Origin of the sequence: uncultured Pedobacter sp. (assembly GCF_913776295.1) — a bacterium.
In the GTDB taxonomy this organism is placed as follows: Bacteria; Bacteroidota; Bacteroidia; order Sphingobacteriales; family Sphingobacteriaceae; genus Pedobacter.
The window spans coordinates 15,081-37,593 of record NZ_CAJYOJ010000086.1 but is presented as its reverse complement, the minus strand read 5'-3'; the positions used below and the strand labels follow the sequence as shown (position 1 = coordinate 37,593).

Here is a 22,513-nt window from a genome sequence, read left to right as displayed (position 1 = left end):
TTTATTTTTTTTAAAGGGTTTAAGCTAAAATCAGTAATTTGCGCTAAAATTTTCCAGTAGTTATGAGCAATAAACTTAAAATTGGCATCAGTATAGGCGACGTAAACGGCATAGGTTTAGAGGTAATCATCAAAACATTATCCAATCCGTCCATTTTAAATTATTGTACCCCAATTGTTTATGGACATACCAAGATATCATCTTTTCATAGGAAAGCGAATAATCTGGGCGATTTCAGTTTTAATGTAGTTAGCCAGGCCAGCCAGGCGATGCCTAAAAAGGCAAATATGATTAATTGCTGGGAAGAAGATGTAAAAATCGAATTGGGCCAGGTTACGGCAACAGGCGGAAAATATGCCCTTTTATCATTAGAACGCGCAACAGCCGACCTGGTGAACGGCGATATTGATGCTTTGGTAACCGCTCCCATTAACAAACATAATATCCAGTCAGAAACTTTTTCCTTTCCCGGCCATACCGAGTATTTACAGGAAAAAAGCAGCAGTAAAGATGTGCTGATGTTTCTGATCAGCGAAAATTTACGTGTTGGTGTGGTAACAGGCCACATTCCGGTAAAAGATGTTCCGGCGGCCATTACAAAAGATAAAATTTTAAATAAATTAAAACTGATTAACGAAAGTTTAAAAAAAGACTTTTGGATTGAAAAACCCAAAATTGCTGTTCTGGGATTAAACCCACATGCCAGTGATAATGGCTTGTTGGGTACAGAAGAAGCTGAAATTATTTCGCCAGCCATTCAGGAAGCTTATGATAAAGGCATTATCTGTTTTGGCCCCTATCCTGCTGATGGCTTTTTCGGTAACGGTAGCTACAAACAATTTGATGCCGTATTGGCCATGTACCACGACCAGGGCTTAATTCCTTTTAAAACGCTAGCTTTCCATAACGGTGTAAACTATACCGCTGGTTTAAACTTTGTGCGTACCTCTCCCGATCATGGAACAGGTTATGATATTGCAGGTAAAAATTTAGCTGATTCGACTTCGTTTACCGAAGCCCTGTTTTCGGCCATCCACATTGTTAAAAATCGTCGCGAGCAGGAGGAAATGCTGGGCAATCAATTGCGTTCAGGCGGAAAAGTAGTTGAAACGCAGTTTGATATCAAGGATGATGCTTCTTAAAAGGTGGAAGGTTTTTAAAAGAACTAAAGAGCAGAGTCAGAAGTCCGAAAGTCAGAGGTCGGAGGACATGATGCTTAAAGACTAGATGCCGTAATAAGAGTTGTCCTTTAGCTCTCACGGAGAAATCTTTGAATGTAGACTGAAGTAGAGAGTCAGAAGACAAAGTGCTTAAGCGCAAGCCCAAACCCAAAATTTCAGGAATTATAAAACGATAAAATGAATTCGCTATCACCCATCATAAAACCCGAAGAACTAACCTGGCTAAACCAGGATGACGAAATCGTCATTATCGATGCCAGTGCAGGATCAAAAGCCAGGTATGATGAACAACACTTAGCAGGAGCATTTTTTGCCGATGTAAACGAAGATTTAGCCAATATAGGCGATTTCGCCATTGGCGGGCGCCATCCCCTACCAACATCTGAGCAGTTTTCTGCTGTATTACAAAGGCTCGGGATTACCGAATATAGCCATGTTATCGTTTATGACGATAAAAACGGCGGTAACGCAGCAGCAAGGTTATGGTGGATGTTAAAGGCTATAGGCCATGAAAAAGTACAGGTAATTGATGGAGGCTTTCAGGCGGCTGTTAAAGCAGGTTTCCCAACCACTGATAAAGCAGAAATTCCAAAATCTGTTGCGCCTTACTTAGTAAAAACATGGGGTTTACCGCTGTCAGATCTTGATGAAGTGGAAAAAGTAGCCAAAACCGACGATTATATGGTGATTGATGTACGCGATGCCAATCGTTTTGCCGGCCTTACCGAGCCAATAGATTTAATCGCCGGACATATTCCCGGTGCCATCAACATTCCTTATACCGAGAATCTAGACGCATCCGGAGTTTTCCTGACTCCTGAAATATTAAAAGAAAAATACGAAGAAGCCTTGGCACATGTGAAGCCTGGAAATGTGATTGTACATTGTGGCTCAGGCATTACCGCTTGCCATACCCTTTTAGCTATGGATTATGCTGGTTTACCCATCCCGAAACTTTATGTTGGCTCCTGGAGTGAGTGGAGTAGAAACAATAAGGAAATGGTGCTGGCAAATCAGTAATTGTTTGATCAGGATACAAATTCCGACTAACCGACTAACTGGAAATCCTATAAGGCCTAAAAATCAAGAGTTAACATCAACAATTTTTAAAAAAACATTTTTAATCTAATATTTTATCCCTACATTTGCAGGCTAAAATTTTACAGTACTTTGAACCCATTAAAACAATTTTCATTACCGTTTACCGGCTTAAAATTGGGAACTCATCAGTTTGATTATGAGCTTGATGATCGCTTTTTTAACGCATTTGAGTATTCGTTAATTAAGAGTGGGAATTTAAGCGTAGACCTGGAACTTGAGAAACAAGAGACCATGTTACTGCTAAAATTCAAGGTTATCGGTACAGTTAATTTAGATTGCGACAAATGTTTATCTGAATTTCCATTGCCGATAAGTCTTTACGAAAGGCAGATTGTAAAGTTTGCTGAAGATGAGCTGGAGAGTGATGATGAAGAAATTATTTCGCTAAGCCGTAAAGAAACCGAGATTGATATATCCGGTCCTTTATACGAAATGATTAATGTTGCGGTACCTTATATCAAAAACTGCGAACAGGCAGGCAAAGATTGTGACCAGGAGATGGTCGATCGTTTAAATCAATTATCGATCAAAAACCAGGCTGAAGAAAATGAACAAACAAGCGACCCACGTTGGGAAGCCCTTAATAAGTTAAAAAAATAATTAGATTATACACCAATGGCACATCCAAAACGGAAAATCTCGAAACAGAGAAAAAATAAAAGAAGAACACACTATAAAGCGGTTACTCCTTCTTTAGCAACATGCTCGGCAACAGGTGCTATCCACGTACCTCACCGTGCTTACAACGTTGATGGTAACTTATACTACAACGGCAAACTGGTTATCGAAAATACTCAGATAGGGTAATTTTCTTAAAAAATTGTTTGTGTTTTCAGCGGCTTTAGTCATACCTTAGTCAACTGAAAATTCAGGATTACACCTGACTTAACACAAACAGATTTTTTCTATGAAAATAGGCCTCGACATAATGGGCGGAGACTATGCTCCCAAAGCAATTGTTTTGGGAGCAATAGCTGCTCATCAATCGCTTAACGCCGGAGAGCATTTAGTTCTTATTGGCGATACCGAACAGATTAAACCCATTCTTGCAGAAGAAGGTTTTAATCCGGATCATTTTGAATACGTTCATACTGATGAAGTAATTGGTATGGGCGAACATCCCACCAAAGCAATCGTTCAGAAACCAAATTCGAGCATAGCAGTTGGTTTTAACCTTTTAAAAGAAGGTAAAATCGATTCTTTTGCAAGTGCTGGTAACTCTGGAGCCATGTTGGTTGGCGCAGTCTTTAGCGTTAAAACCATTCCGGGCATTATCCGCCCTTGTTTATGTACCATTCTTCCGAAAATTAAAGGTGGCACAGGCCTATTGTTAGATGTAGGCGCGAATGCCGACTGTAAACCTGATATTCTATTACAATTTGGTGTTCTGGGCAGTTTATATGCAGAAAATCTTTTGCAGATCAACGATCCTAAAGTTGCCCTGATGAATATTGGTGAAGAAGATGAAAAAGGAAATATGCTAAGCATGGCTACTTTTCCGTTAATGAAAGAAACCAGACTCTTCAACTTTGTCGGAAATGTGGAAGGCCGGGATTTATTTAACGATAAAGCCGATGTAATTGTTTGTGATGGTTTTACCGGAAATGTGATGCTAAAATTAGCCGAATCGTTTTACGTACTTACCATCAAAAAGGGATTAAAAGATGAATTTTTCGATCGTTTTAATTATGAACAATATGGCGGAAGCCCCGTGCTAGGTGTTAATGCTCCTGTTGTTATCGGACATGGAATTTCCAGTCCGCTGGCCGTTAAAAATATGGTTCTACAATCCAGAGAAATGATTACTACCGGATTGGTAGAAAAAATTAGAATGGCATTTAAATAATTTATTAAAATTTTTAAAATGAGTAAAATTCACGCTGCTATCACAGCAGTAAATGGTTATGTTCCCGACTATGTGCTTACAAACGCAGAGTTAGAAACCATTGTTGACACTTCGGATGAATGGATTACCAGCAGAACGGGAATTAAAGAACGTAGAATTTTAAAAGGCGAAGGTTTAGGTACTTCTGATATGGCTGTTCATGCGGTAAACGGCCTACTTAAAAAGAGAGGAATTGACGCAAAAGAGATCGAACTGATTATCTTTTGTACTACAACTCCAGATTTTACTTTCCCCGCAACAGCTAATGTTTTAGCTGATAAAGTTGGGGCTACCAATGCCTGGGGTTACGATTTACAGGCGGCTTGTTCTGGTTTTTTATTCGGTCTTTCTACAGGTGCATCATTTATCGAATCAGGAAGGCATAAAAAAGTTTTGGTAGTTGGTGGCGATAAAATGTCGTCAATCATCAATTATGAAGACCGTACCACCTGCATCATTTTTGGAGATGGGTGTGGCTGTGCTTTACTGGAACCAAATGAAGAAGGATTGGGTATCCAGGATTCTATTTTAAGAACAGATGGTTCCGGAAGAGATTTTCTGGGCATGAAGGCGGGTGGTTCTGTCAAACCTGCTTCCCACGAGACCATCGATGCAAAAGAACATTTTGCCCATCAGGAAGGACCTACCGTATTTAAATTTGCGGTAACCAACATGGCTGATGTTGCTGCCGAAATTATGGAGCGTAACAGCTTAACGGCCGATGATGTGGCCTGGTTAGTACCGCACCAAGCTAATAAACGCATCATCGATGCTACTGCTAACCGCATGGGAGTTACTACCGATAAGGTAATGATCAACATCGAACGTTATGGCAACACAACCAACGGAACAATTCCTTTATGTTTATGGGAATGGGAAAGCAAGTTAAAAAAAGGCGATAACATCGTTTTAGCTGCATTCGGCGGTGGCTTTACCTGGGGTTCGGTGTATCTTAAATGGGCTTACGACTCTGAGTAATTGATCTGAGCACCTGGAGTTGTGCGTTAATGAGTTGCCTGATAAACATCACCACTGTTAACGATCAGTTATTAAACCATCAATCTAAAACGGTTGCAAAGAAAATAAAACAAAAAAAGTATAACTTAGTTAATTCAATAAACACTATTTTTTACATAAAAGCTTAAAAAATGGATATCAAACAAATACAGGAACTGATTAAATTTGTTTCTCGTTCTGGAGTAAATGAAGTTGCTATTGAGCAAGAAAACTTCAAAATCACGATCAAAACAAACCAGGCACCAACAGTTGTGCATGCTACCGTACCACAGGCTCCGCTTGTACAGGCTGCTGCTCCTGTTGCCACAGCTCCTACCGCTCCTGCTGCAGCAACCCCAGCTGTACCTGTTGCAGAAGACACATCAAAATACATTACGATCAAATCGCCAATGATTGGTACTTTCTACCGTTCAGCCAGCCCTGAAAAACCGATGTTTGTTAATGTTGGGGATGAAATCAGCGCAGGTAAAGTAGTTTGTATTATAGAGGCAATGAAACTTTTCAACGAGATTGAAAGTGAAGTTTCAGGCCGAATCGTTAAAATATTAGTTGATAATGCATCACCTGTAGAATACGACCAACCGTTATTTTTAGTAGAACCTATTTAGTTATTAATTACACAGATTAATTCGATAATACCGATTACAGTTGATTAGGGTGGTGATGATTTACCGGATAAATCTGTATAATCATTAAAATCGGTGTAATCAGAAAAGGTAAAATTATGTTTAAAAAAATACTTATTGCCAACAGGGGTGAAATCGCTTTGCGTATTATCCGTACCTGTAAGGAAATGGGCATCAAAACGGTTGCAGTTTATTCCACAGCAGATCGCGAGAGTTTGCACGTACGTTTTGCTGATGAGGCTGTTTGTATTGGCCCGCCACCTAGTAAAGATTCTTATTTAAATATTCCAAATATTATTTCTGCGGCAGAATTAACCAATGCGGATGCTATACACCCAGGTTATGGTTTCTTATCTGAAAACGCAAAATTTTCAAGCATCTGCCGAGAGTATAACATCAAATTTATTGGTGCCACGCCAGAGCAGATCAACGACATGGGCGACAAAGCCTCGGCTAAAGCAACCATGAAAAATGCTGGTGTTCCAACCATTCCGGGTTCGGAGGGTTTACTTACCAGTGTTAAAGAGGGTATTACCATTGCCAATGAGATGGGCTATCCGGTTATCCTTAAAGCAACTGCCGGTGGTGGTGGCCGCGGTATGCGTGTAGTTTGGAAAGATGAAGACTTCGAAAACGCCTGGGATAGTGCCCGTCAGGAATCTGGTGCAGCATTTGGTAATGATGGTTTATATTTAGAAAAATACATCGAAGATCCACGCCACATTGAAATACAGGTTATTGGCGACCAATTTGGCAAAGCCTGTCACCTGTCAGAACGCGATTGTTCAATTCAACGCCGTCACCAAAAGCTGGTAGAAGAATCTCCTTCACCTTTTATGACCGAAGAACTGCGTTTAAGAATGGGCGAGGCTGCCATTAAAGGTGCCATGGCTGTAAATTATGAGGGTGCAGGTACTATTGAGTTTTTGGTTGATAAACACCGTAATTTCTATTTCATGGAGATGAATACCCGTATCCAGGTAGAGCACCCGGTTACAGAAGAGGTAATCAACTTCGATTTAATTAAAGAACAGATAAAAGTGGCTGCCGGTATTCCGATTTCAGGTAAAAACTATACTCCTGAAATGCATGCAATCGAGTGCCGTATCAATGCTGAAGACCCGGCAAATAATTTCCGTCCGTCTCCAGGAAAAATTACGAATTTTCATTCACCAGGTGGCCATGGCGTTCGTGTAGATACTCATGTTTACGCTGGATATTCAATTCCTTCTAACTACGATTCAATGATTGCAAAATTAATCTGTGTGGCGCAAACCCGCGAAGAAGCCATTTGTACCATGGAGCGTGCTCTAAGCGAATTTGTAATTGAAGGCATCAAAACCACCATACCTTTCCATTTACAATTGATGAAAGATCCTAATTTCAGAGCAGGAAATTTCACTACGAAATTTATGGAAACATTTGAGTTTTCTGAATAATTAGAAATTACTATAAAATTTAAATCCCATTTTGGTAAAACAGAATGGGATTTTTCTTTGCCAAAGAATTAAATTTATTCAGTAAATTTGATTTATGGAAACATTAATTGTAGGTCTCGAAAAAAATTGCAACACGACTTCTGTAAACGAGATAGCTTTTGATGAGATAGCCAAAGGATAACTAAATTACCAAAGAAAGTATTTAAACAGAGAAATGACAGCTTTACAAGACTCCTATTTTTAACCCCATTTCTCATAATAATCTAAACTATTTCTATATTTAACACGTAAATACCATTCTATTCAAATAGAATGGTATTTTTGTTTTCAACATGAGCGACATAAAAAAAACTTTACTTACAAAAGCTATCGGTCAAAAGAGCACCAATTTAGAGGCAGAAATGTCTTTTTTCGATCACCTGGATGTTCTCCGTAAACATTTAATCAGAGCCGTAATTGCCATTGCCGTTTTTACGGGTATCGCTTTTTACTTCAATGAAGAGATTCTGGATAAAATAATTTTTGGACCTAAAAAACCTGATTTTTGGACCTACAGAATGATGTGTAAACTGGTAGAGCATTTTCCCTCGTTAGGTAAGGATATGTGTATCACCAAGATCAATGGCGAAATCATCAATACCGAAATGGCCGGCCAGTTTAACCTTCAGTTAAATATTTGTGTAATGTGTGGTATCGTGGTGGGCTTTCCTTATCTCTTGTGGGAAATTTGGCGTTTCGTTAAACCTGCTCTGCACGATAATGAGCGCAAATCGGCAAGCGGTTTTGTATTTTTTGCATCGTTATTGTTTATTATCGGTATCTTTTTTGGCTATTTTATAGTTTGCCCGCTATCTGTTAATTTTTTAACCGGCTATACCGTTAGCGCCGAAATCAAAAATACTTTCACGGTTGATTCCTACCTTTCATCAGTTGCAACCCTTACTTTGGGTACAGGAATTATTTTCGAACTTCCGGTTATCATTTTCATCCTCTCAAAGCTTGGTTTGATGACCCCAAAACTGATGCGTGCCAGCAGAAGGTATGCCACCGTTATTATTTTAATTATTGCGGCAATTGTAACCCCTACGCCAGATATCATGACGATGTTGATCGTAGCTACTCCATTATTCTTATTGTATGAGCTGAGTATTTTTGTTTCAGCTTACATCGAGAGGAAAAAGAAAAAAGCTGAAGCTGCATTTTACGCAAACTAACAAAAACATTACGAATAGGATTCACAATTCTCTATACATTTGACAATGTCTGATACAAAAATAAAAATTGCTATTGGCGCGGATCATGCCGGATTCGAATACAAAGAAATATTAAAAGATTTTTTGCAGGATTACGAAGTAAAAGATTTTGGACCTTATTCGGCAGATTCAGTTGATTATCCTGATTTTGCACATCCTGTTGCCAGCGCGGTAGAAAATGGAGAATTTACCTATGGTATTTTACTTTGCGGCTCGGCCAATGGTGTGGCCATTACAGCCAACAAACATCAGGGTATAAGAGCAGGCCTGTGCTGGAAAAACGAAGTGGCTTCATTGGTACGCCAGCATAATAACGCTAATGTGCTGTGTATACCCGCCCGTTTTGTATCGGTAGATGAAGCCGAACAAATTACGAAAACCTTTTTAACCACGGCATTTGAAGGTGGCCGCCACCAAAATCGGGTTGAAAAGATTTCTTGCTAATCAGACCGCAACTAACTATAAATATTATGAATAAAAAATTTTTAACCCTTAGTTTGGCCACACTTGTTACCGCAAGTTGTTTTAGCCAGATTAAACCATTACCTGCCAATAAAGACGCTATTAAATTTAGCAAGGCCATTAATCCAGATAATGCCTATAAGCACCTTTCAATTTTAGCATCAGACGAATATGAAGGACGCGAGACAGGAACAAAAGGTGCCTGGATGGCTGCAGATTATATCCGTGATTATTTTAAATCAATTGGCTTAAAGGGTCCGGTTAATGGCAGTTATTTCCAGAAAATTAACCTGGTAAATGTTACTTTGAAAGAAAGTCATGTGACCGTTAACGGCCAACCAAAAGAATATCAGAAAGATTATGTTGTTTCGCCAAGCTTAATCAGCGATAACGGCTTTACTTTTTCTACTGATCAGATTGTATTTATTGGTTACGGGATCAAAAAAGATAGCTACAACGATTTTGCAGGAACAGATATTAAAGGCAAAGTAGTAATGATGTTTAACGGTGGCGATCCTACTATCAAACCAGGTACCCGCGTGGATAGGGCCGCTTACCGTGCCATGCTGGAAAGCAGGGCAAAATATTTTGCCGATAACAATGTAAAGGCCATTATCCTGATCGACCCTGCTGTAGATAGAATTACTGAAAATACTAAACAGGCACAAAATAACGGCCGTGTAATGGTCAAAACAAATGCGGCTATTGAGGCTCAAAAACAGAATGAGATACCACGTATTTCTATATCTGTAGCCTTAGCCAACGACCTGTTGAAACCGGCAAACACCACAGCTTCCGATTTACAAAAGAAAATTACTGAAAGCCTTACCCCTGCTTCACAAATACTAAATGTTCCTTTTTCGGCAAGTGCTGCCAAAAACGAAGCGTCAGTTAGGTGTGAAAACGTTTTGGGTTACTTAGAAGGATCAGATCCTGTACTTAAAAAAGAAGTATTGATCTTAACCGGTCACTACGATCATATTGGTTTAGAAACTGATCCTAATGCAAAAGATAAAGTAAACAACGGTGCCGATGACGATGGATCAGGTACTACCGGTGTTTTACTAATGGCAAAAGCCTTTACCGATGCAAAAAAAGCAGGCAAAGGTCCTAAACGCAGCATACTATTTATGACTGTGGTTGGAGAAGAAAAAGGCCTTTGGGGTTCTGAATGGTATTCTGAGCATCCTGTTTTTCCGGTTGCCAATACCATTGCCGATTTAAATACCGACATGATTGGCCGTACCGGTGAAGAGTATCTGGGCAAACCTGATTCAGCAAATTACATCTATTCAGTAGGCTCAAGGATGTTAAGTAGCGATCTGGCTAATTTAAGTGAGCAGGTAAATGCTACTTATACCAAAATGAAACTGGATTATAAATATGACGACCCTAAAGATCCTGAGCAGATTTATTATCGCTCAGACCACTACAACTTTGCTAAATTAGGCATTCCGATTATTTTTTATTATGATGGAATGTTACAGCAAGATTACCATAAACCAGGTGATGAAGTAAGCAAAATCAACTTCCCTTTACTGGCAAAAAGAGCAAAACTCACCTACTTTACCGCATGGGAACTTGCCAACAGAGCCAAGCGTCCGGTTGTAGACATGGACGGAAAAGGAAATCCAAAGAAATAATGTTCAAAATAGTAAGCCTCAACTAAATGTTGGGGCTTTTTTGCGTGTATTCCAAACTTAAAATGTTATTTTTGATAAAACGAGTTTATGGATCAATTGCATATTTTAGAAAAAATTAAAATGATCCCTGTTGCCTACCAGCAAGAGGTAGAAGACTTTATTGATTTTATTCTGCAAAAAAAAGTCTCCCAAAAAAACGCAATTAAAAGCCATAGAAAACTTGGCTTACTTAAGGGGAAAATGAAAATGAGTGATGATTTTAATGCGCCATTAGATGAATTTAAAGATTACATGTAATGAAAAAGTATTTACTTGATACACACATTTTACTTTGGATGCAGGACGACAATATTGCATTATCTAACAGGGCAAGAAACATTTTAGAAGATCCAACCCTTAACCTCTATCTAAGTATTGCCAGTTTGTGGGAAATCACAATAAAACAATCAATAGGTAAACTTCAATTAGATTATTCATTAGATGAACTAATTGAATCATGCAATGAAACTAATATTACGGTTCTTCCAATAGATATAGAAATATTAAAAACACTTAAATCTTTACCATTTCTACATCGCGATCCTTTTGATAGAATTACTATTGCAACTAGCATCGAATTCGGCTTGGATTTTATTTCAAGCGATGAAATAGCTAAAAAATATATACCAGAGGTAATCTGGTAAAAGCATTTTGCCTTGCAATAATTTCTTTTGTTCCAATTTTCAAAAAATAAACTCAATAGGGTTTCCTATCTTTGGTTTTTAACGAAGTAACACCAAACTAAAAGCACTTGTTGTTCGTTAACCTTTAATAAAATTGCCATTAATGAAAACTGCCGAGGAATTTTTAGAGAAGTCTGATGAAAAAGCTTTCGATTTACCGCACCGTAAAACCATAAATTATAATATTGGTAAATACAATACGGCGGTGGAAAGGGGCTTATCAAAATTCGAAAACCTCGAGGCTTCCAAGAAAAAAGCTCATGTAATTAAATGGCGGGTAATGGAAAATCTCGACAAGTTCTTACCTGAATTTGAATCGAATTTTCAGCGTCGCGGCGGTAAGGTAATCTGGGCAAACGATGCTGCAGAGGCCCAGCAGGAAATCCTCAATATCATTAAAAGAAACAATGGAAAAACGGTCATCAAATCTAAATCGATGACGACCGAAGAAATTCACCTGAACGATTTCCTGGAGCAGAATAATATTGAATCGCTGGAAAGTGATCTGGGCGAATACATCGTGCAGTTATTGGGCCAGGCTCCCTATCACATTGTAACTCCGGCCATGCACCTAAGTGCAGCCGATATTGCGCAGTTATTTCATGATAAATTTGGAACTCCCATTGATGCCACGCCACCGCAGCTGGTGCAAAAAGCGAGAGAGCTCCTCAGAGATAAATACTTAAATGCTGATATTGGTATAAGCGGTGGTAATTTTCTGATTGCCGATACCGGAAGTATTGCCATCACCGAAAATGAAGGGAATGCCAGGTTAAGTACCACTTTCCCTAAAATACATATTGCCATTGTGGGTATTGAGAAAATAATTCCCTCTATGGCCGATTTGGATCTATTCTGGCCTTTACTGGCTTCGCACGGTACCGGACAAAACCTAACAGTTTACAACAGTATCCTGAGTGGTCCCCGCCAGCCAAATGAAACGGATGGACCCGAAGAAATGTACGTGATCCTGCTGGATAATGGCCGCACCAATTTATTGGCGCAAAAGGATCAGCGACAAGGCCTGTACTGTATTCGTTGTGGTGCCTGTTTAAATGCCTGCCCGGTATATAAAAATATTGGCGGACATACCTACAACACCACTTATAGTGGTCCAATTGGTTCTGTAATTACACCGCACCTAAAAGGCATGGAAGAGTTTAAGCATTTGAGCTACGCTTCCAGTCTCTGTGGAAAATGCTCGGAAGTTTGTCCCGTAAAAATTGATATCCATAAAATGCTGTTGCTCAACCGCAGAGACGCGGCAGCTGGCCATGAGAATGGCAAAAAAGAAGAAATAGGTTGGAGCATGTTCAGCAAAATGATGCAGAATCGCAAATGGATGGATTTCTTCGGCGGAAAGTTTAAAAACCTTACACTCCGAACCTTCTTCAAAAAGAGTTGGGGCAAATACCGCGAAATGCCGAAAGTTGCTGATCAATCATTCGCCAAACAGTTTGAGGAGATGAAAAAAAGTCGAGAGTCTTAATCAGAAACCATTAGTCAAACAACCAAATATGCATTTTAACCGAAAAGATAAAGACGATGAATTCTTACTGAATTTATATAAAAAACTGCTTTATCCCCGGATGGTAGAGGATAAAATGCTTAAATTATTACGACAGGGACGCATAGGCAAATGGTTTTCGGGAATTGGACAAGAAGCCATTGCCGTTGGCAGTACCTTAGCCATGCGAAGCGAGGAGTATATTCTGCCCATGCACCGCAATTTAGGTGTTTTTACCTCACGTAATATTCCGCTAAAGAAATTAATGGCGCAATGGCAGGGCAAGTTAACCGGCTTTACCAAAGGCCGCGACCGCTCTTTCCATTTTGGCACACAAGATTATAAAATTATAGGGATGATTTCCCATCTGGGCCCGCAAATGGCGCTTGCCGATGGGATTGCCCTGGCTGATTTATTAGCCAATAAACAGCGTGCTACCCTCGTTTACTCGGGTGAAGGCGCCACCAGCGAAGGCGATTTCCATGAAGCCATCAATGTGGCAGCAGTTTGGGGCCTTCCGGTAATCTTTTTAATCGAAAATAACGGTTATGGCTTGTCGACCCCAATAACAGAGCAATACAGATGCAAAAATTTGGTTGATAAAGCCATCGGTTATGGCATCGAAGGCCGCCAAATTGACGGCAACAATATTCTTGAAGTTTACGATACCATTAATCAGCTGGCCATGGAAATCAGGAAAGATCCCAGACCTGTCTTGGTCGAATGCATAACTTTCAGGATGCGTGGCCATGAAGAAGCATCCGGCACCAAATACGTTCCGCAAGAACTTTTTGATGAATGGGAAAAGAAAGACCCTTTAAACAATTATGAAGCCTATTTAATTGAACAAGGTATTTTAACTACCGATACCATTACGGATATCAAAATCCAGTTTAAAAAAGATATTGAAATAGCAGTTGAAGAAGCTTTTGAAGAGCCGGAACCCATTCCAGATCCCGCAAGAGAAGAACGGGATATGTATTTTCCTCATCAACCAGAATTTGCCCAACCAGGCGAATCCGCTACTGAGAAAAGGTATCTGGATGCGATTAGCGATGCAATCGATCTCGCGATGGAGAAATACCCTAACCTGGTTTTAATGGGACAGGATATTGCTGATTATGGTGGCGCCTTTAAAATTACAGATGGCTTTATGGCTAAATTTGGCAAAAACCGGGTGCGCAATACGCCTATTTGCGAATCGGCCATTGTGGGTGCAGGTTTAGGCCTTTCGATAAACGGTTGGAAAGCTGTTGTAGAAATGCAGTTTGCCGATTTTGTAAGCGTTGGCTTTAACCAGATTGTAAACAATTTAGCCAAAACACATTATCGCTGGGGCGAAAAAGCAGATGTAGTGGTTCGCATGCCTACTGGCGCGGGAACCGGTGCCGGCCCTTTCCATTCGCAAAGCAATGAGGCCTGGTTTACTAAAACACCGGGATTGAAAATTGTTTATCCCGCATTTCCCGAAGATGCAAAGGGCTTGCTTTTGGCCGCCATTGCCGATCCTAATCCGATAATCTATTTTGAACATAAATATTTGTACAGAAGTTTAACCGGCCCGGTACCTGACGGTTATTACACAACCGAAATAGGAAAAGCCGTTACCTTAAAAACTGGCAACCAGCTTACCATCATCACCTATGGTTTAGGCGTACATTGGGCTTTAGAACATTTAAACAACCATCCTCAACAAGAAGCAACCCTGGTTGATCTGCGTACGCTCCAGCCATGGGATCAGGAAACGGTGAAGGAAGCTGTAAAAGCAACGGGCAGAGTGCTCATTTTACATGAAGACACTTTGACCAATGGTTTCGGTGCCGAAATATCAGCCTGGATTGGAGAGCACCTTTTCCATTACCTGGACGCACCAGTAATGCGTTGTGCAAGTTTAGATACTGCCATTCCTATGAATAAGGTACTGGAAGATGATTTTTTGGCTAAAGCCAGATTAGCAGAAATAATTGATAAACTATTAAAATATTAAACAGAGGTTAATTGTATAAACTGTTTAAATTGGTTAACTGTATATCCTAAACAATTAACCGGTTTAAACGATTAACCAGTTAAACATTCGAGCAACATGGGCACTTTCAAAGTCAGTGGAAATATAGTTAATATCGTAGAACGTCATATTTTCTTTGGCGAAATAACGGTTGAGGCCGGAAAAATAAAATCGATCACCAAAATTTCTGAGGAACGCCCAAACAGCGTCTTCATTACTCCTGGTTTTATTGACAGTCACGTGCACATCGAAAGCAGTATGCTCATTCCGAGCGAATTTGCTCGTTTGGCTGTGGCGCATGGTACCGTGGCTACCATCAGTGATCCGCATGAGATTGCCAATGTTTGCGGCATGGAAGGTATTGAATTTATGATTGAAAACGGTAACACCGTACCCTTTAAATTCAATTTCGGTGCACCAAGCTGCGTACCGGCTACTACCTTTGAAACTGCTGGTGCCGAGTTAAACCATAATGATGTTAAAGCACTTTTAGAGCGCCCGGAGATTAAATACCTCAGTGAAATGATGAATTTTCCCGGAGTGTTACATCAAGATGAAGAAGTTTTAAAAAAGATTGCGGCAGCCCATCAGCTTGGCAAACCAGTTGACGGGCACGCACCAGGGTTACGTGGTGATACCGTTCAAAAATATATTGATGCCGGTATTTCTACCGACCATGAATGTTTCACTGCCGAAGAAGCGCTGGATAAACTGCAGCGTGGTATGAAAATCCTGATCCGCGAAGGCAGTGCCGCTAAAAATTTTGAAGCACTAATCGCCTTACTTCACGACTGGCCCGAAATGATGATGTTCTGCAGTGATGATAAACATCCAGATAGCTTAGTTGAAAGCCACATTAACGAAATTTGTGCCAGGGCAGTAGCTAAAGGAATCAATGTTTTTAATGTACTCCGTGCTGCTTGTATTAACCCGATTTTGCATTACAAGCTGGACGTAGGTACTTTACATGTAAACGATGATGCCGATTTTATCGTAATGGAAGATCTTGTTAATTTCAGGGTAACACAAACCTATATTAATGGTCTTTTACTAGCAGAAAACGGTAAAATGGCCGGCAATTGGATCAGCCATATGTCTGGTAAAGAATCGATTAACCGTTTTGATTGTAGCTATAAAAAAGAAGAAAACTTCATTTTTAAGTACGCAGATCAGCAAGAAATTCCAGTGATTGAAGCGCTAGATGGCCAGTTGATTACCAATAAAATACAGGCAAAACCAAAGGTCGAAAATGGCAATATTGTTAGTGATGTAGCCAATGACATCCTCAAAATGGTGGTGGTTAACCGCTATCATGATGCGCCCATTGCCATTTCCTTTGTTAAAAACTTTGGTTTAAAAAAGGGGGCTATTGCCTCGAGTGTGGCGCATGATAGTCATAACATCATTGCCGTTGGGGTTGATGATAGAAGTATCTGTGCCGCAGTAAACCTGGTAATCAAAGAAACCGGTGGCGTGGTAGCTTTAGGCGATGGAAAAGAGGAGATACTGCCACTGCCGGTTGGCGGCTTAATGAGTAACCATAATGGTTACGAGGTTGCTGCCTGTTATACCGCGATAGATCAATTTGCCAAAAATTTAGGTTCAACTCTTCTTGCTCCTTTTATGACACTTTCTTTTATGGCGCTCTTGGTTATTCCGCATTTGAAACTGAGCGACAAAGGTTTATTTGATGGGGATGAATTTAGGTTCGTGTAGTACCTTGTCATTCTGAGGGATAATTTATTGGATAAAAATCAATATAAATGACGTAACTGATTTCTTATGCCATACAGCACAGTCTTGCCTCGGCTCACCGCCGCCGAAGGGCTCTTTCTTTTTGATGTCAAAAAGAAACAAAAAACACCGGCTGAAAATTTTTCTTTGAAAGCCAGTAATAGGGCTTGGTCGGTGGAGTCCGAAAAATTTGTTAGGCCTGACTTAAGTAGAACGGAGACCCAGTGCGAAGGCCTTGTTGGATGGAAATGCATATTTCATAAGTGACTAATTATCAAATAATTAAAAATTAACGTCAATGGTAGTTTATTTCAGGATCTTTCATGAAAAACCTATAGATTTATTTTCTGAAAATCACAAAATAAAATTTGGCAGCTGATTTTTTTTAATATATTTGTCGACTAAATCTATAGGAATTATATAATAATTATAATAATGAGGCGTAAACACTTTTATATGACTGTTTAAACTTGCTATAACGGCAATCAGCGGCTTTCGAACGAGTCATTAATTAACTGCATTTAAATAAACCATCAATATAACCATGAACAAAACTTTACTTTTTTTATTTTCATTTTTACTTTCATCAGGATTTGCTTTTGCCCAAAGTCAGGTAACGGGTGTAATTAAAACCACCAATGGTACAACAATCCCCAATGCAACCATAAAGGTAAGGGGAACCAACCAGGCCGTTGTAGCCGATGAAAATGGTGCCTTTAGCATTAACGTAAAACAAGAAACACCATTTTATTTACAGGTAAGCTCTGTAGGTTATAAACCACAGGATTTTCAGATACTAAAACTTCAGGAGACTCCTATAGAACTGGTTTTGGTAGAAAATGCGCTGCTCGATGAAATCGTGGTAACGTCAAGAAGGCGTTCGGAGGTTTTACAGGATGTACCTATTCCGATTACGGTTATTGGTGGCCGTGCAGCAGAAAACGCAGGTGCTTTTAACGTCAACCGTTTAAAAGAGTTGGTTCCTTCGGTACAGCTATATGCTTCCAATGCCAGAAACACAACGCTAAATATCAGAGGCTTGGGTTCTACCTTTGGTTTAACGAACGATGGTATTGATCCGGGGGTTGGATTTTACGTAGATGGCGTTTATCATGCACGTCCGGCTGCTACCTCTACCGATTTTCTTGATATCGATCAGATCGAAATTTTACGGGGGCCGCAAGGTACCCTGTTTGGTAAAAATACCACAGCGGGTGCATTCAACATTACCACGAGCAAACCTACATTAACACCCAGTGCAAAAATAGAATTAAGCGTAGGGAATTATAATTTTATTCAGGCCAAAACATCAGCTTCCGGGGCACTGGCAAAAGATCTTGCCGCAAAAATCTCCATTTCAGGTACGCAGCGCGATGGAACGATCTGGAATACCAGGGAAGAACGCAGGTATAGCGGACAGAATAACCTGGGCTTAAAAAGTCAGCTATACTATACACCTTCAGAACAATTACAGGTGTTGTTAAGCGGCGACGTGAGTATTCAGCACCCGGCAGGTTACCCATTAGTAATTGCGGGTGTTACCACAACCGAAAGAAGCGCGTACCGGCAGTATGCCAGAATTATTTCTGATTTAGGCTACCAGCAACCAAAAATCGATCCTTTTTCGAGAGAAATCAATACCAATACGCCTTGGAGACATAATCAATCAATAGGGGGGATTTCACTAAATGTTGATTATAAAATTGGGAACGGAACATTGACATCAACTACCGCATGGAGATTCTGGAATTGGGACCCTACCAACGACAGGGATTTTTCTGAGGTGGCAGCGTTAACCAAATCGCAGGGTAATTCGCGCCACGATCAATATTCGCAGGAAGTGAGGTATGCAGGAAATATTACCGAAAAATTAAGTGGGGTAGTGGGCGTTTATTTTCTGGGTCAGAATTTAAAAGGTTTGGCGCAAACAGAAGAAGTAGGTAAAGATCAATGGCGTTTTGTACAAACCAGTAATACCGGAAGTCAGGCTTTATACTCCACACCGGGTTTATTGGATGGTTTTGGTATCAAAACCAACTCTGTTATAAAATCGTTAAGTGCAGCGGTCTTTGCACAGGTTGATTGGGAAGTTTTAAAAAATCTGCACGTATTACCAGGTTTAAGGTATACCTATGATAAAAAAGATGTTGATTATGATCGGGTAACTTATGGCGGTCTACAAACCACTGATGCGACATTATTAGCGCTTAAAGCAGCTGTATATGCCAATCAGCAGTTCACAACAAAGGTTGATAACAACAATTTATCAGGTAACTTTACCGTTTCTTACCGTCCAAACCATAATTTAAATGTTTACGGAACTTTTTCTACCGCATATAAACCGGTGGGTGTTAACGTAGGTGGTTTACCAACTACCTCTACAGGGGCAGCCGATTTATCGGTAGCTGTTGTTAAACCGGAGTACGTTCAGCATTATGAGCTGGGTGCTAAAACAAAGCCAATTAAAGGTGCTATTTTCAACATCAGTTTATTTAATACGGATATTAAAGATTACCAGACCAATGTACAATCGCCACAGCTAGGTGTAAACAGAGGTTATTTATCAAACGCTGAAAAGGTAAGGGTGAAAGGATTGGAAATAGATGGTACTTATCAGTTGGAGCGCTTTTTAACGTTAAATGCTGCCTTGGCCTATCTTGATGGCAAGTATGTTAAATTCACCAATGCACCGCTTCCGTTAGAAGAAACCGGACACACCGAACTGGTTAATGGTGTGGCTACCCAGGTAGCTTTTAAAGATGCTTCTGGCGGTAGGTTGCCGGGTATCTCTAAATGGAATATCTCGGGTGGTTCAGAACTAAGTACGCCTGGTAATCTGGCTACCAGAGCGGGACGCTATTTCATTGCCGGTGATGCGAGCTACCGTTCAGATTACTCATCAAATCCTACCCCATCAAGTGTACTGGTTGTGAAAGGTTATGCCTTGTTTAATGCCAGGTTGGGCTTCAAATCTGATAAGTTCTCTTTATTTGTTTGGAGCAGAAATATAGCCAATAAAAATTATTACGAGCAGTTACAGGCTGCGGCGGGTAACGCTGGTTTGTATGCCGGAGTATTAGGCGATCCAAGAACTTATGGGGCAACCATCCGTTATGCATTCTAATCATACTAATTTATTTTTCTCTCTTATATTTGGTTTGAGGAGTGGTGTAATGCCGCTCCTTTTTTAATAAATGCTGTATCATTAATTGTCATCCTGATGGATAATTTATTTTATAAAAATCAATATAAATGAGGTAACTAATTACTTATGCTATACAGCCCAGTCTTGCCTCGGCTACCGATGAAAATCGGTACAGGTCACCGCCGCCGAATGGCGCTTACTTTTTGGCATCAAAAAGTAACAAAACCGCGGCATTGCCGAGCTCATTAACACAAATAAAACAATAGTTAACTTGTATAAAAATCGATATGATTGACAGAAGTTAAATGTTATCTAAGTATCGTCATTTCGACCGCAGTGGAGAAATCTTTTAAACGAGGTTTAATAGCTCGAGTGAAAAGATCTCTTCATTTCGCTATGCTACAGTTGAGATGACGTTCTTATTTCGAAGAGCCTGTCAATGGTAGCTTGTCGAAGGACTTGTTAAACTTCTCTTGAAGCGTTTCGTTGCTTCGTCCTGCTCAGCACAAGCTAAGCTCAACGTGACAAAAGTTTGAATGGAAGCAAACTTATGATATAGCGTTTTGTCAACGAAATAACAAAAAACTGTAGCGGCTTTTTGTCGAATTAAAATTTAGGTAAAGCAGATAAAATCTTAACTTCGGTAAATTTTTAATTCAATGAATAAGCTTACTTCAGTTTGTGTGTACTGCGGCTCAAACTTTAATGGCGATGCGGCGCTTCGCAAGGCGATAAAACAATTGGCAGAAACATTGGTAAAGCAGCAGATCAGATTGGTTTATGGAGGTGGAAGTGTTGGTGTGATGGGCGTGCTGGCTAATGATGTACTGGAATTGGGTGGTATGGTTACGGGTGTGATTCCTCAGTTTTTAATGGATAAGGAAGTTGGTCACCGGGGTTTAACAGAAATGCTTGTGACCGAAAACATGCATCAGCGAAAACAGAAAATGGCCGATTTGAGTGATGGTTTTGTGATCTTACCGGGCGGATTTGGTACATTGGAAGAGTTTTTTGAAGTATTAACCTGGCTGCAGCTAGGGCTGCACCATAAACCAATCGGTGTATTAAATGTTGGCGGTTTTTACGATCCCTTATTTGCTCAAATGGATATGATGGTTCAAAGTAAATTTTTGAAACCGGCCAATCGCGATTTAGTATTTAATGAAGCCGATGCCGAAATTTTAATTAATAAAATGGATGATTTTTCAGCAATTCCAGACGAGGTTTGGTTCAGAGAAAGAAATTTGATTTAGAAAAAGTATCAAGTCATAAACATCAAGTAAGACTAATCAATATTAATCCGCCATACGCAAAACGCCTGGCGCAAAGAAAAAATATATATACCAAATGCAAATCATTACCTCACACGCCGAGTTTGAACAATACCTGAGCAAAGAATTAGGTGTTTCTTCGTGGCATACCATTACACAAGAACAGATCAACAGATTTGCTGATGCCACATTAGATCATCAGTGGATTCATGTGGATGAAGAAAAAGCCCAAAATGAAGGTCCTTTTAAGGCAACGATCGCTCACGGTTATTTAACGCTTTCGTTGATCCCTTTTTTATGGAAAGAAATTGTTGATATTCAAAATCTGAAAATGGAGATCAATTATGGCATAGAAAATTTGAGGTTTGCACAGGCCGTGACCGTAAACAGCAAGGTCAGGTTAAAAGCTAAACTGGCCTCTATCATCAATCTCCGTGGTGTAACCAAAGTTAATATGGCTATCGAAATGGAAATTGAAGATCAGAAAAAGCCGGCTTTTAATGGAGAGGTTGTTTTCTTATATCATTTTGTGAGTTAATTGTTTACAATGCAGCGTATTGTTTATATTTAACAATTAAATAAAAAACAGATTCGCTCATGATCAGAAACAAAAAATCCTTTGGCTATATTTTAGTTAGTCTGTTTATCTTGTCCTGTCAAGCCAATAAAGATCAGCATTCGGCAGCCGATTCATTTTTACCGATGCAGATTGGTAATTTATGGTATATGAATGCGCAATCCTACACCGAGATTAAGGATACCGTCCGGATTGATAACAAGCTTTTTTATCAGTTTTACTCTTTGGTTGGAGGCGATGCAGGCAGCACCATGTACCTAAGGATAGATGAACATGATAAATTGATTGAAGGCTATCCCGATAGTCCGTTAGAAACATATACCAGAGCTGATTTTTCTGCAAAGAAAGGCGATAAGTTTTTCACTACGGGCAAAAAAGACGAAAATGATAACGAAGTAACGGTGGTTCAAAAATCAGATGATGAAATTACCTTTTCGTTTGATCCGATTTTCCATCCAAATTTAAAAGGTCACCCCACATTGGTAAAATACATAAAAGGTAAAGGCTGGGCTGATCAATACCAAAAAATAAAAATTAATGGCGTGGTTTATCAAAATTAAATGATTTATCACAGCGTTCAGAGCGTTTTACACAGAGGCACACCGGGAAGGGATTAATTTTTTTTTCGTTAATTCGTTAGAAAGTAACAGAAGCACGCAAAACAACGGCGTGCTAAACCCAACTTTGCGACCGCTGTGCTTTTCTTTGTGATCTCTGTGTTAAAAACTTAGCGTCCTTCGCGGTTAAACAAGCCACGGAAGCACGGAAAACAGAGGTGCTAAACCCAACTTTGTGACCTCTGTGCTTTTTCTTTATGATCTCTGTGCTAAAAACTTACCGTCCTTCGCGGTTAAAACAAGTGGTAGACGGAAATCATTTGTAGTTTATCAGGAATAAATAAGGGAGTTTACCACAGAGTTCAGAGCGTTTTACACAGAGGGACAC

20 protein-coding genes are annotated in these 22,513 nt (G+C 39.8%); all 20 read left to right on the top strand.

Translation table 11 applies throughout. The features are described 5' to 3' along the window. The first annotated feature begins 62 nt into the window (after positions 1-62). The 20 genes from pdxA to QZ738_RS20205 all read left to right on the top strand — a co-directional run bounded on the left by pdxA (position 63) and on the right by QZ738_RS20205 (position 22,128). Positions 63-1,142, top strand: coding sequence for a 4-hydroxythreonine-4-phosphate dehydrogenase PdxA (gene pdxA / locus QZ738_RS20300; protein ID WP_293790077.1), 1,080 nt, complete (start codon positions 63-65; stop codon positions 1,140-1,142). 216 nt (positions 1,143-1,358) lie between these two features. Then, complete coding sequence (locus QZ738_RS20295) at positions 1,359-2,201, top strand: sulfurtransferase (RefSeq protein ID WP_293790074.1); 843 nt, start codon at positions 1,359-1,361, stop codon at positions 2,199-2,201. 150 nt (positions 2,202-2,351) lie between these two features. Beyond that, positions 2,352-2,882 carry a DUF177 domain-containing protein gene (locus tag QZ738_RS20290; RefSeq protein WP_293790071.1) on the top strand — a complete coding sequence of 177 codons (531 nt, stop codon included), beginning with the start codon at positions 2,352-2,354 and terminating at the stop codon, positions 2,880-2,882. A 15-nt stretch (positions 2,883-2,897) separates the two neighbouring features. After that, complete coding sequence (gene rpmF / locus QZ738_RS20285) at positions 2,898-3,089, top strand: 50S ribosomal protein L32 (RefSeq protein ID WP_025143959.1); 192 nt, start codon at positions 2,898-2,900, stop codon at positions 3,087-3,089. A gap of 100 nt (positions 3,090-3,189) precedes the next feature. Continuing rightward, positions 3,190-4,128, top strand: a complete 939-nt coding sequence (gene plsX, locus QZ738_RS20280) for a phosphate acyltransferase PlsX (protein WP_293790068.1) — start codon at positions 3,190-3,192, stop codon at positions 4,126-4,128. 18 nt (positions 4,129-4,146) lie between these two features. Then, positions 4,147-5,145, top strand: a complete 999-nt coding sequence (locus tag QZ738_RS20275; RefSeq protein ID WP_293790065.1) for a beta-ketoacyl-ACP synthase III — start codon at positions 4,147-4,149, stop codon at positions 5,143-5,145. A 170-nt stretch (positions 5,146-5,315) separates the two neighbouring features. Beyond that, the gene (gene accB / locus QZ738_RS20270) at positions 5,316-5,792 is read left to right on the top strand and encodes an acetyl-CoA carboxylase biotin carboxyl carrier protein (protein WP_293790062.1); all 477 of its coding nucleotides are present in this window, start codon (positions 5,316-5,318) and stop codon (positions 5,790-5,792) included. 116 nt (positions 5,793-5,908) lie between these two features. After that, positions 5,909-7,249, top strand: a complete 1,341-nt coding sequence (gene accC, locus QZ738_RS20265) for an acetyl-CoA carboxylase biotin carboxylase subunit (protein WP_293790059.1) — start codon at positions 5,909-5,911, stop codon at positions 7,247-7,249. Positions 7,250-7,581: 332 nt separating this feature from the next. After that, positions 7,582-8,463: a twin-arginine translocase subunit TatC gene (gene tatC, locus QZ738_RS20260; protein ID WP_293790057.1), complete on the top strand. Its 882-nt coding sequence runs from the start codon at positions 7,582-7,584 to the stop codon at positions 8,461-8,463. 45 nt (positions 8,464-8,508) lie between these two features. Further along, complete coding sequence (gene rpiB / locus QZ738_RS20255) at positions 8,509-8,946, top strand: ribose 5-phosphate isomerase B (RefSeq protein WP_293790055.1); 438 nt, start codon at positions 8,509-8,511, stop codon at positions 8,944-8,946. Between the two features lie 26 nt (positions 8,947-8,972). Then, positions 8,973-10,607, top strand: a complete 1,635-nt coding sequence (locus QZ738_RS20250; protein WP_293790052.1) for a M28 family peptidase — start codon at positions 8,973-8,975, stop codon at positions 10,605-10,607. Positions 10,608-10,694: 87 nt separating this feature from the next. Further along, positions 10,695-10,904, top strand: a complete 210-nt coding sequence (locus QZ738_RS20245; RefSeq protein WP_293790049.1) for a DUF2281 domain-containing protein — start codon at positions 10,695-10,697, stop codon at positions 10,902-10,904. After that, a complete protein-coding gene (locus QZ738_RS20240) occupies positions 10,904-11,290 on the top strand; it encodes a type II toxin-antitoxin system VapC family toxin (protein ID WP_293790047.1) in 387 nt (128 codons plus the stop codon). Before QZ738_RS20245 ends, QZ738_RS20240 begins: the two co-directional genes overlap by 1 nt. Before the next feature lie 142 nt (positions 11,291-11,432). Then, positions 11,433-12,818 carry a LutB/LldF family L-lactate oxidation iron-sulfur protein gene (locus tag QZ738_RS20235; protein WP_293790045.1) on the top strand — a complete coding sequence of 462 codons (1,386 nt, stop codon included), beginning with the start codon at positions 11,433-11,435 and terminating at the stop codon, positions 12,816-12,818. 28 nt (positions 12,819-12,846) lie between these two features. Continuing rightward, positions 12,847-14,823 (top strand): dehydrogenase E1 component subunit alpha/beta, encoded by a 1,977-nt coding sequence (locus QZ738_RS20230; RefSeq protein ID WP_293790042.1) that lies wholly within the window; start codon positions 12,847-12,849, stop codon positions 14,821-14,823. 96 nt (positions 14,824-14,919) lie between these two features. Then, on the top strand, positions 14,920-16,557 hold the full coding sequence (gene ade, locus QZ738_RS20225) for an adenine deaminase (RefSeq protein ID WP_293790039.1): 1,638 nt from the start codon (positions 14,920-14,922) through the stop codon (positions 16,555-16,557). Positions 16,558-17,119: 562 nt separating this feature from the next. Beyond that, positions 17,120-19,699 (top strand): TonB-dependent receptor, encoded by a 2,580-nt coding sequence (locus QZ738_RS20220; RefSeq protein ID WP_293790036.1) that lies wholly within the window; start codon positions 17,120-17,122, stop codon positions 19,697-19,699. A gap of 680 nt (positions 19,700-20,379) precedes the next feature. Beyond that, a complete protein-coding gene (locus tag QZ738_RS20215; protein ID WP_293790034.1) occupies positions 20,380-20,973 on the top strand; it encodes a TIGR00730 family Rossman fold protein in 594 nt (197 codons plus the stop codon). Between the two features lie 94 nt (positions 20,974-21,067). Next, entirely contained in the window at positions 21,068-21,529 is a 462-nt protein-coding gene (locus QZ738_RS20210; protein ID WP_293790033.1) for a MaoC family dehydratase, read from the top strand. A 59-nt stretch (positions 21,530-21,588) separates the two neighbouring features. Next, the gene (locus tag QZ738_RS20205; RefSeq protein WP_293790031.1) at positions 21,589-22,128 is read left to right on the top strand and encodes a hypothetical protein; all 540 of its coding nucleotides are present in this window, start codon (positions 21,589-21,591) and stop codon (positions 22,126-22,128) included. Positions 22,129-22,513 lie beyond the last annotated feature (385 nt).

Excerpts from the sequence above, each read along its gene's own strand:
- pdxA (WP_293790077.1), top strand. The coding sequence starts at position 63 with ATGAGCAATAAACTTAAAATTGGCATCAGTATAGGCGACGTAAACGGC.
- QZ738_RS20295 (WP_293790074.1), top strand. The coding sequence starts at position 1,359 with ATGAATTCGCTATCACCCATCATAAAACCCGAAGAACTAACCTGGCTA.
- rpmF (WP_025143959.1), top strand. The coding sequence starts at position 2,898 with ATGGCACATCCAAAACGGAAAATCTCGAAACAGAGAAAAAATAAAAGA.
- plsX (WP_293790068.1), top strand. The coding sequence starts at position 3,190 with ATGAAAATAGGCCTCGACATAATGGGCGGAGACTATGCTCCCAAAGCA.
- QZ738_RS20275 (WP_293790065.1), top strand. The coding sequence starts at position 4,147 with ATGAGTAAAATTCACGCTGCTATCACAGCAGTAAATGGTTATGTTCCC.
- accB (WP_293790062.1), top strand. The coding sequence starts at position 5,316 with ATGGATATCAAACAAATACAGGAACTGATTAAATTTGTTTCTCGTTCT.
- accC (WP_293790059.1), top strand. The coding sequence starts at position 5,909 with ATGTTTAAAAAAATACTTATTGCCAACAGGGGTGAAATCGCTTTGCGT.
- tatC (WP_293790057.1), top strand. The coding sequence starts at position 7,582 with ATGAGCGACATAAAAAAAACTTTACTTACAAAAGCTATCGGTCAAAAG.
- rpiB (WP_293790055.1), top strand. The coding sequence starts at position 8,509 with ATGTCTGATACAAAAATAAAAATTGCTATTGGCGCGGATCATGCCGGA.
- QZ738_RS20250 (WP_293790052.1), top strand. The coding sequence starts at position 8,973 with ATGAATAAAAAATTTTTAACCCTTAGTTTGGCCACACTTGTTACCGCA.
- QZ738_RS20245 (WP_293790049.1), top strand. The coding sequence starts at position 10,695 with ATGGATCAATTGCATATTTTAGAAAAAATTAAAATGATCCCTGTTGCC.
- QZ738_RS20240 (WP_293790047.1), top strand. The coding sequence starts at position 10,904 with ATGAAAAAGTATTTACTTGATACACACATTTTACTTTGGATGCAGGAC.
- QZ738_RS20235 (WP_293790045.1), top strand. The coding sequence starts at position 11,433 with ATGAAAACTGCCGAGGAATTTTTAGAGAAGTCTGATGAAAAAGCTTTC.
- QZ738_RS20230 (WP_293790042.1), top strand. The coding sequence starts at position 12,847 with ATGCATTTTAACCGAAAAGATAAAGACGATGAATTCTTACTGAATTTA.
- ade (WP_293790039.1), top strand. The coding sequence starts at position 14,920 with ATGGGCACTTTCAAAGTCAGTGGAAATATAGTTAATATCGTAGAACGT.
- QZ738_RS20220 (WP_293790036.1), top strand. The coding sequence starts at position 17,120 with ATGAACAAAACTTTACTTTTTTTATTTTCATTTTTACTTTCATCAGGA.
- QZ738_RS20215 (WP_293790034.1), top strand. The coding sequence starts at position 20,380 with ATGAATAAGCTTACTTCAGTTTGTGTGTACTGCGGCTCAAACTTTAAT.
- QZ738_RS20210 (WP_293790033.1), top strand. The coding sequence starts at position 21,068 with ATGCAAATCATTACCTCACACGCCGAGTTTGAACAATACCTGAGCAAA.
- QZ738_RS20205 (WP_293790031.1), top strand. The coding sequence starts at position 21,589 with ATGATCAGAAACAAAAAATCCTTTGGCTATATTTTAGTTAGTCTGTTT.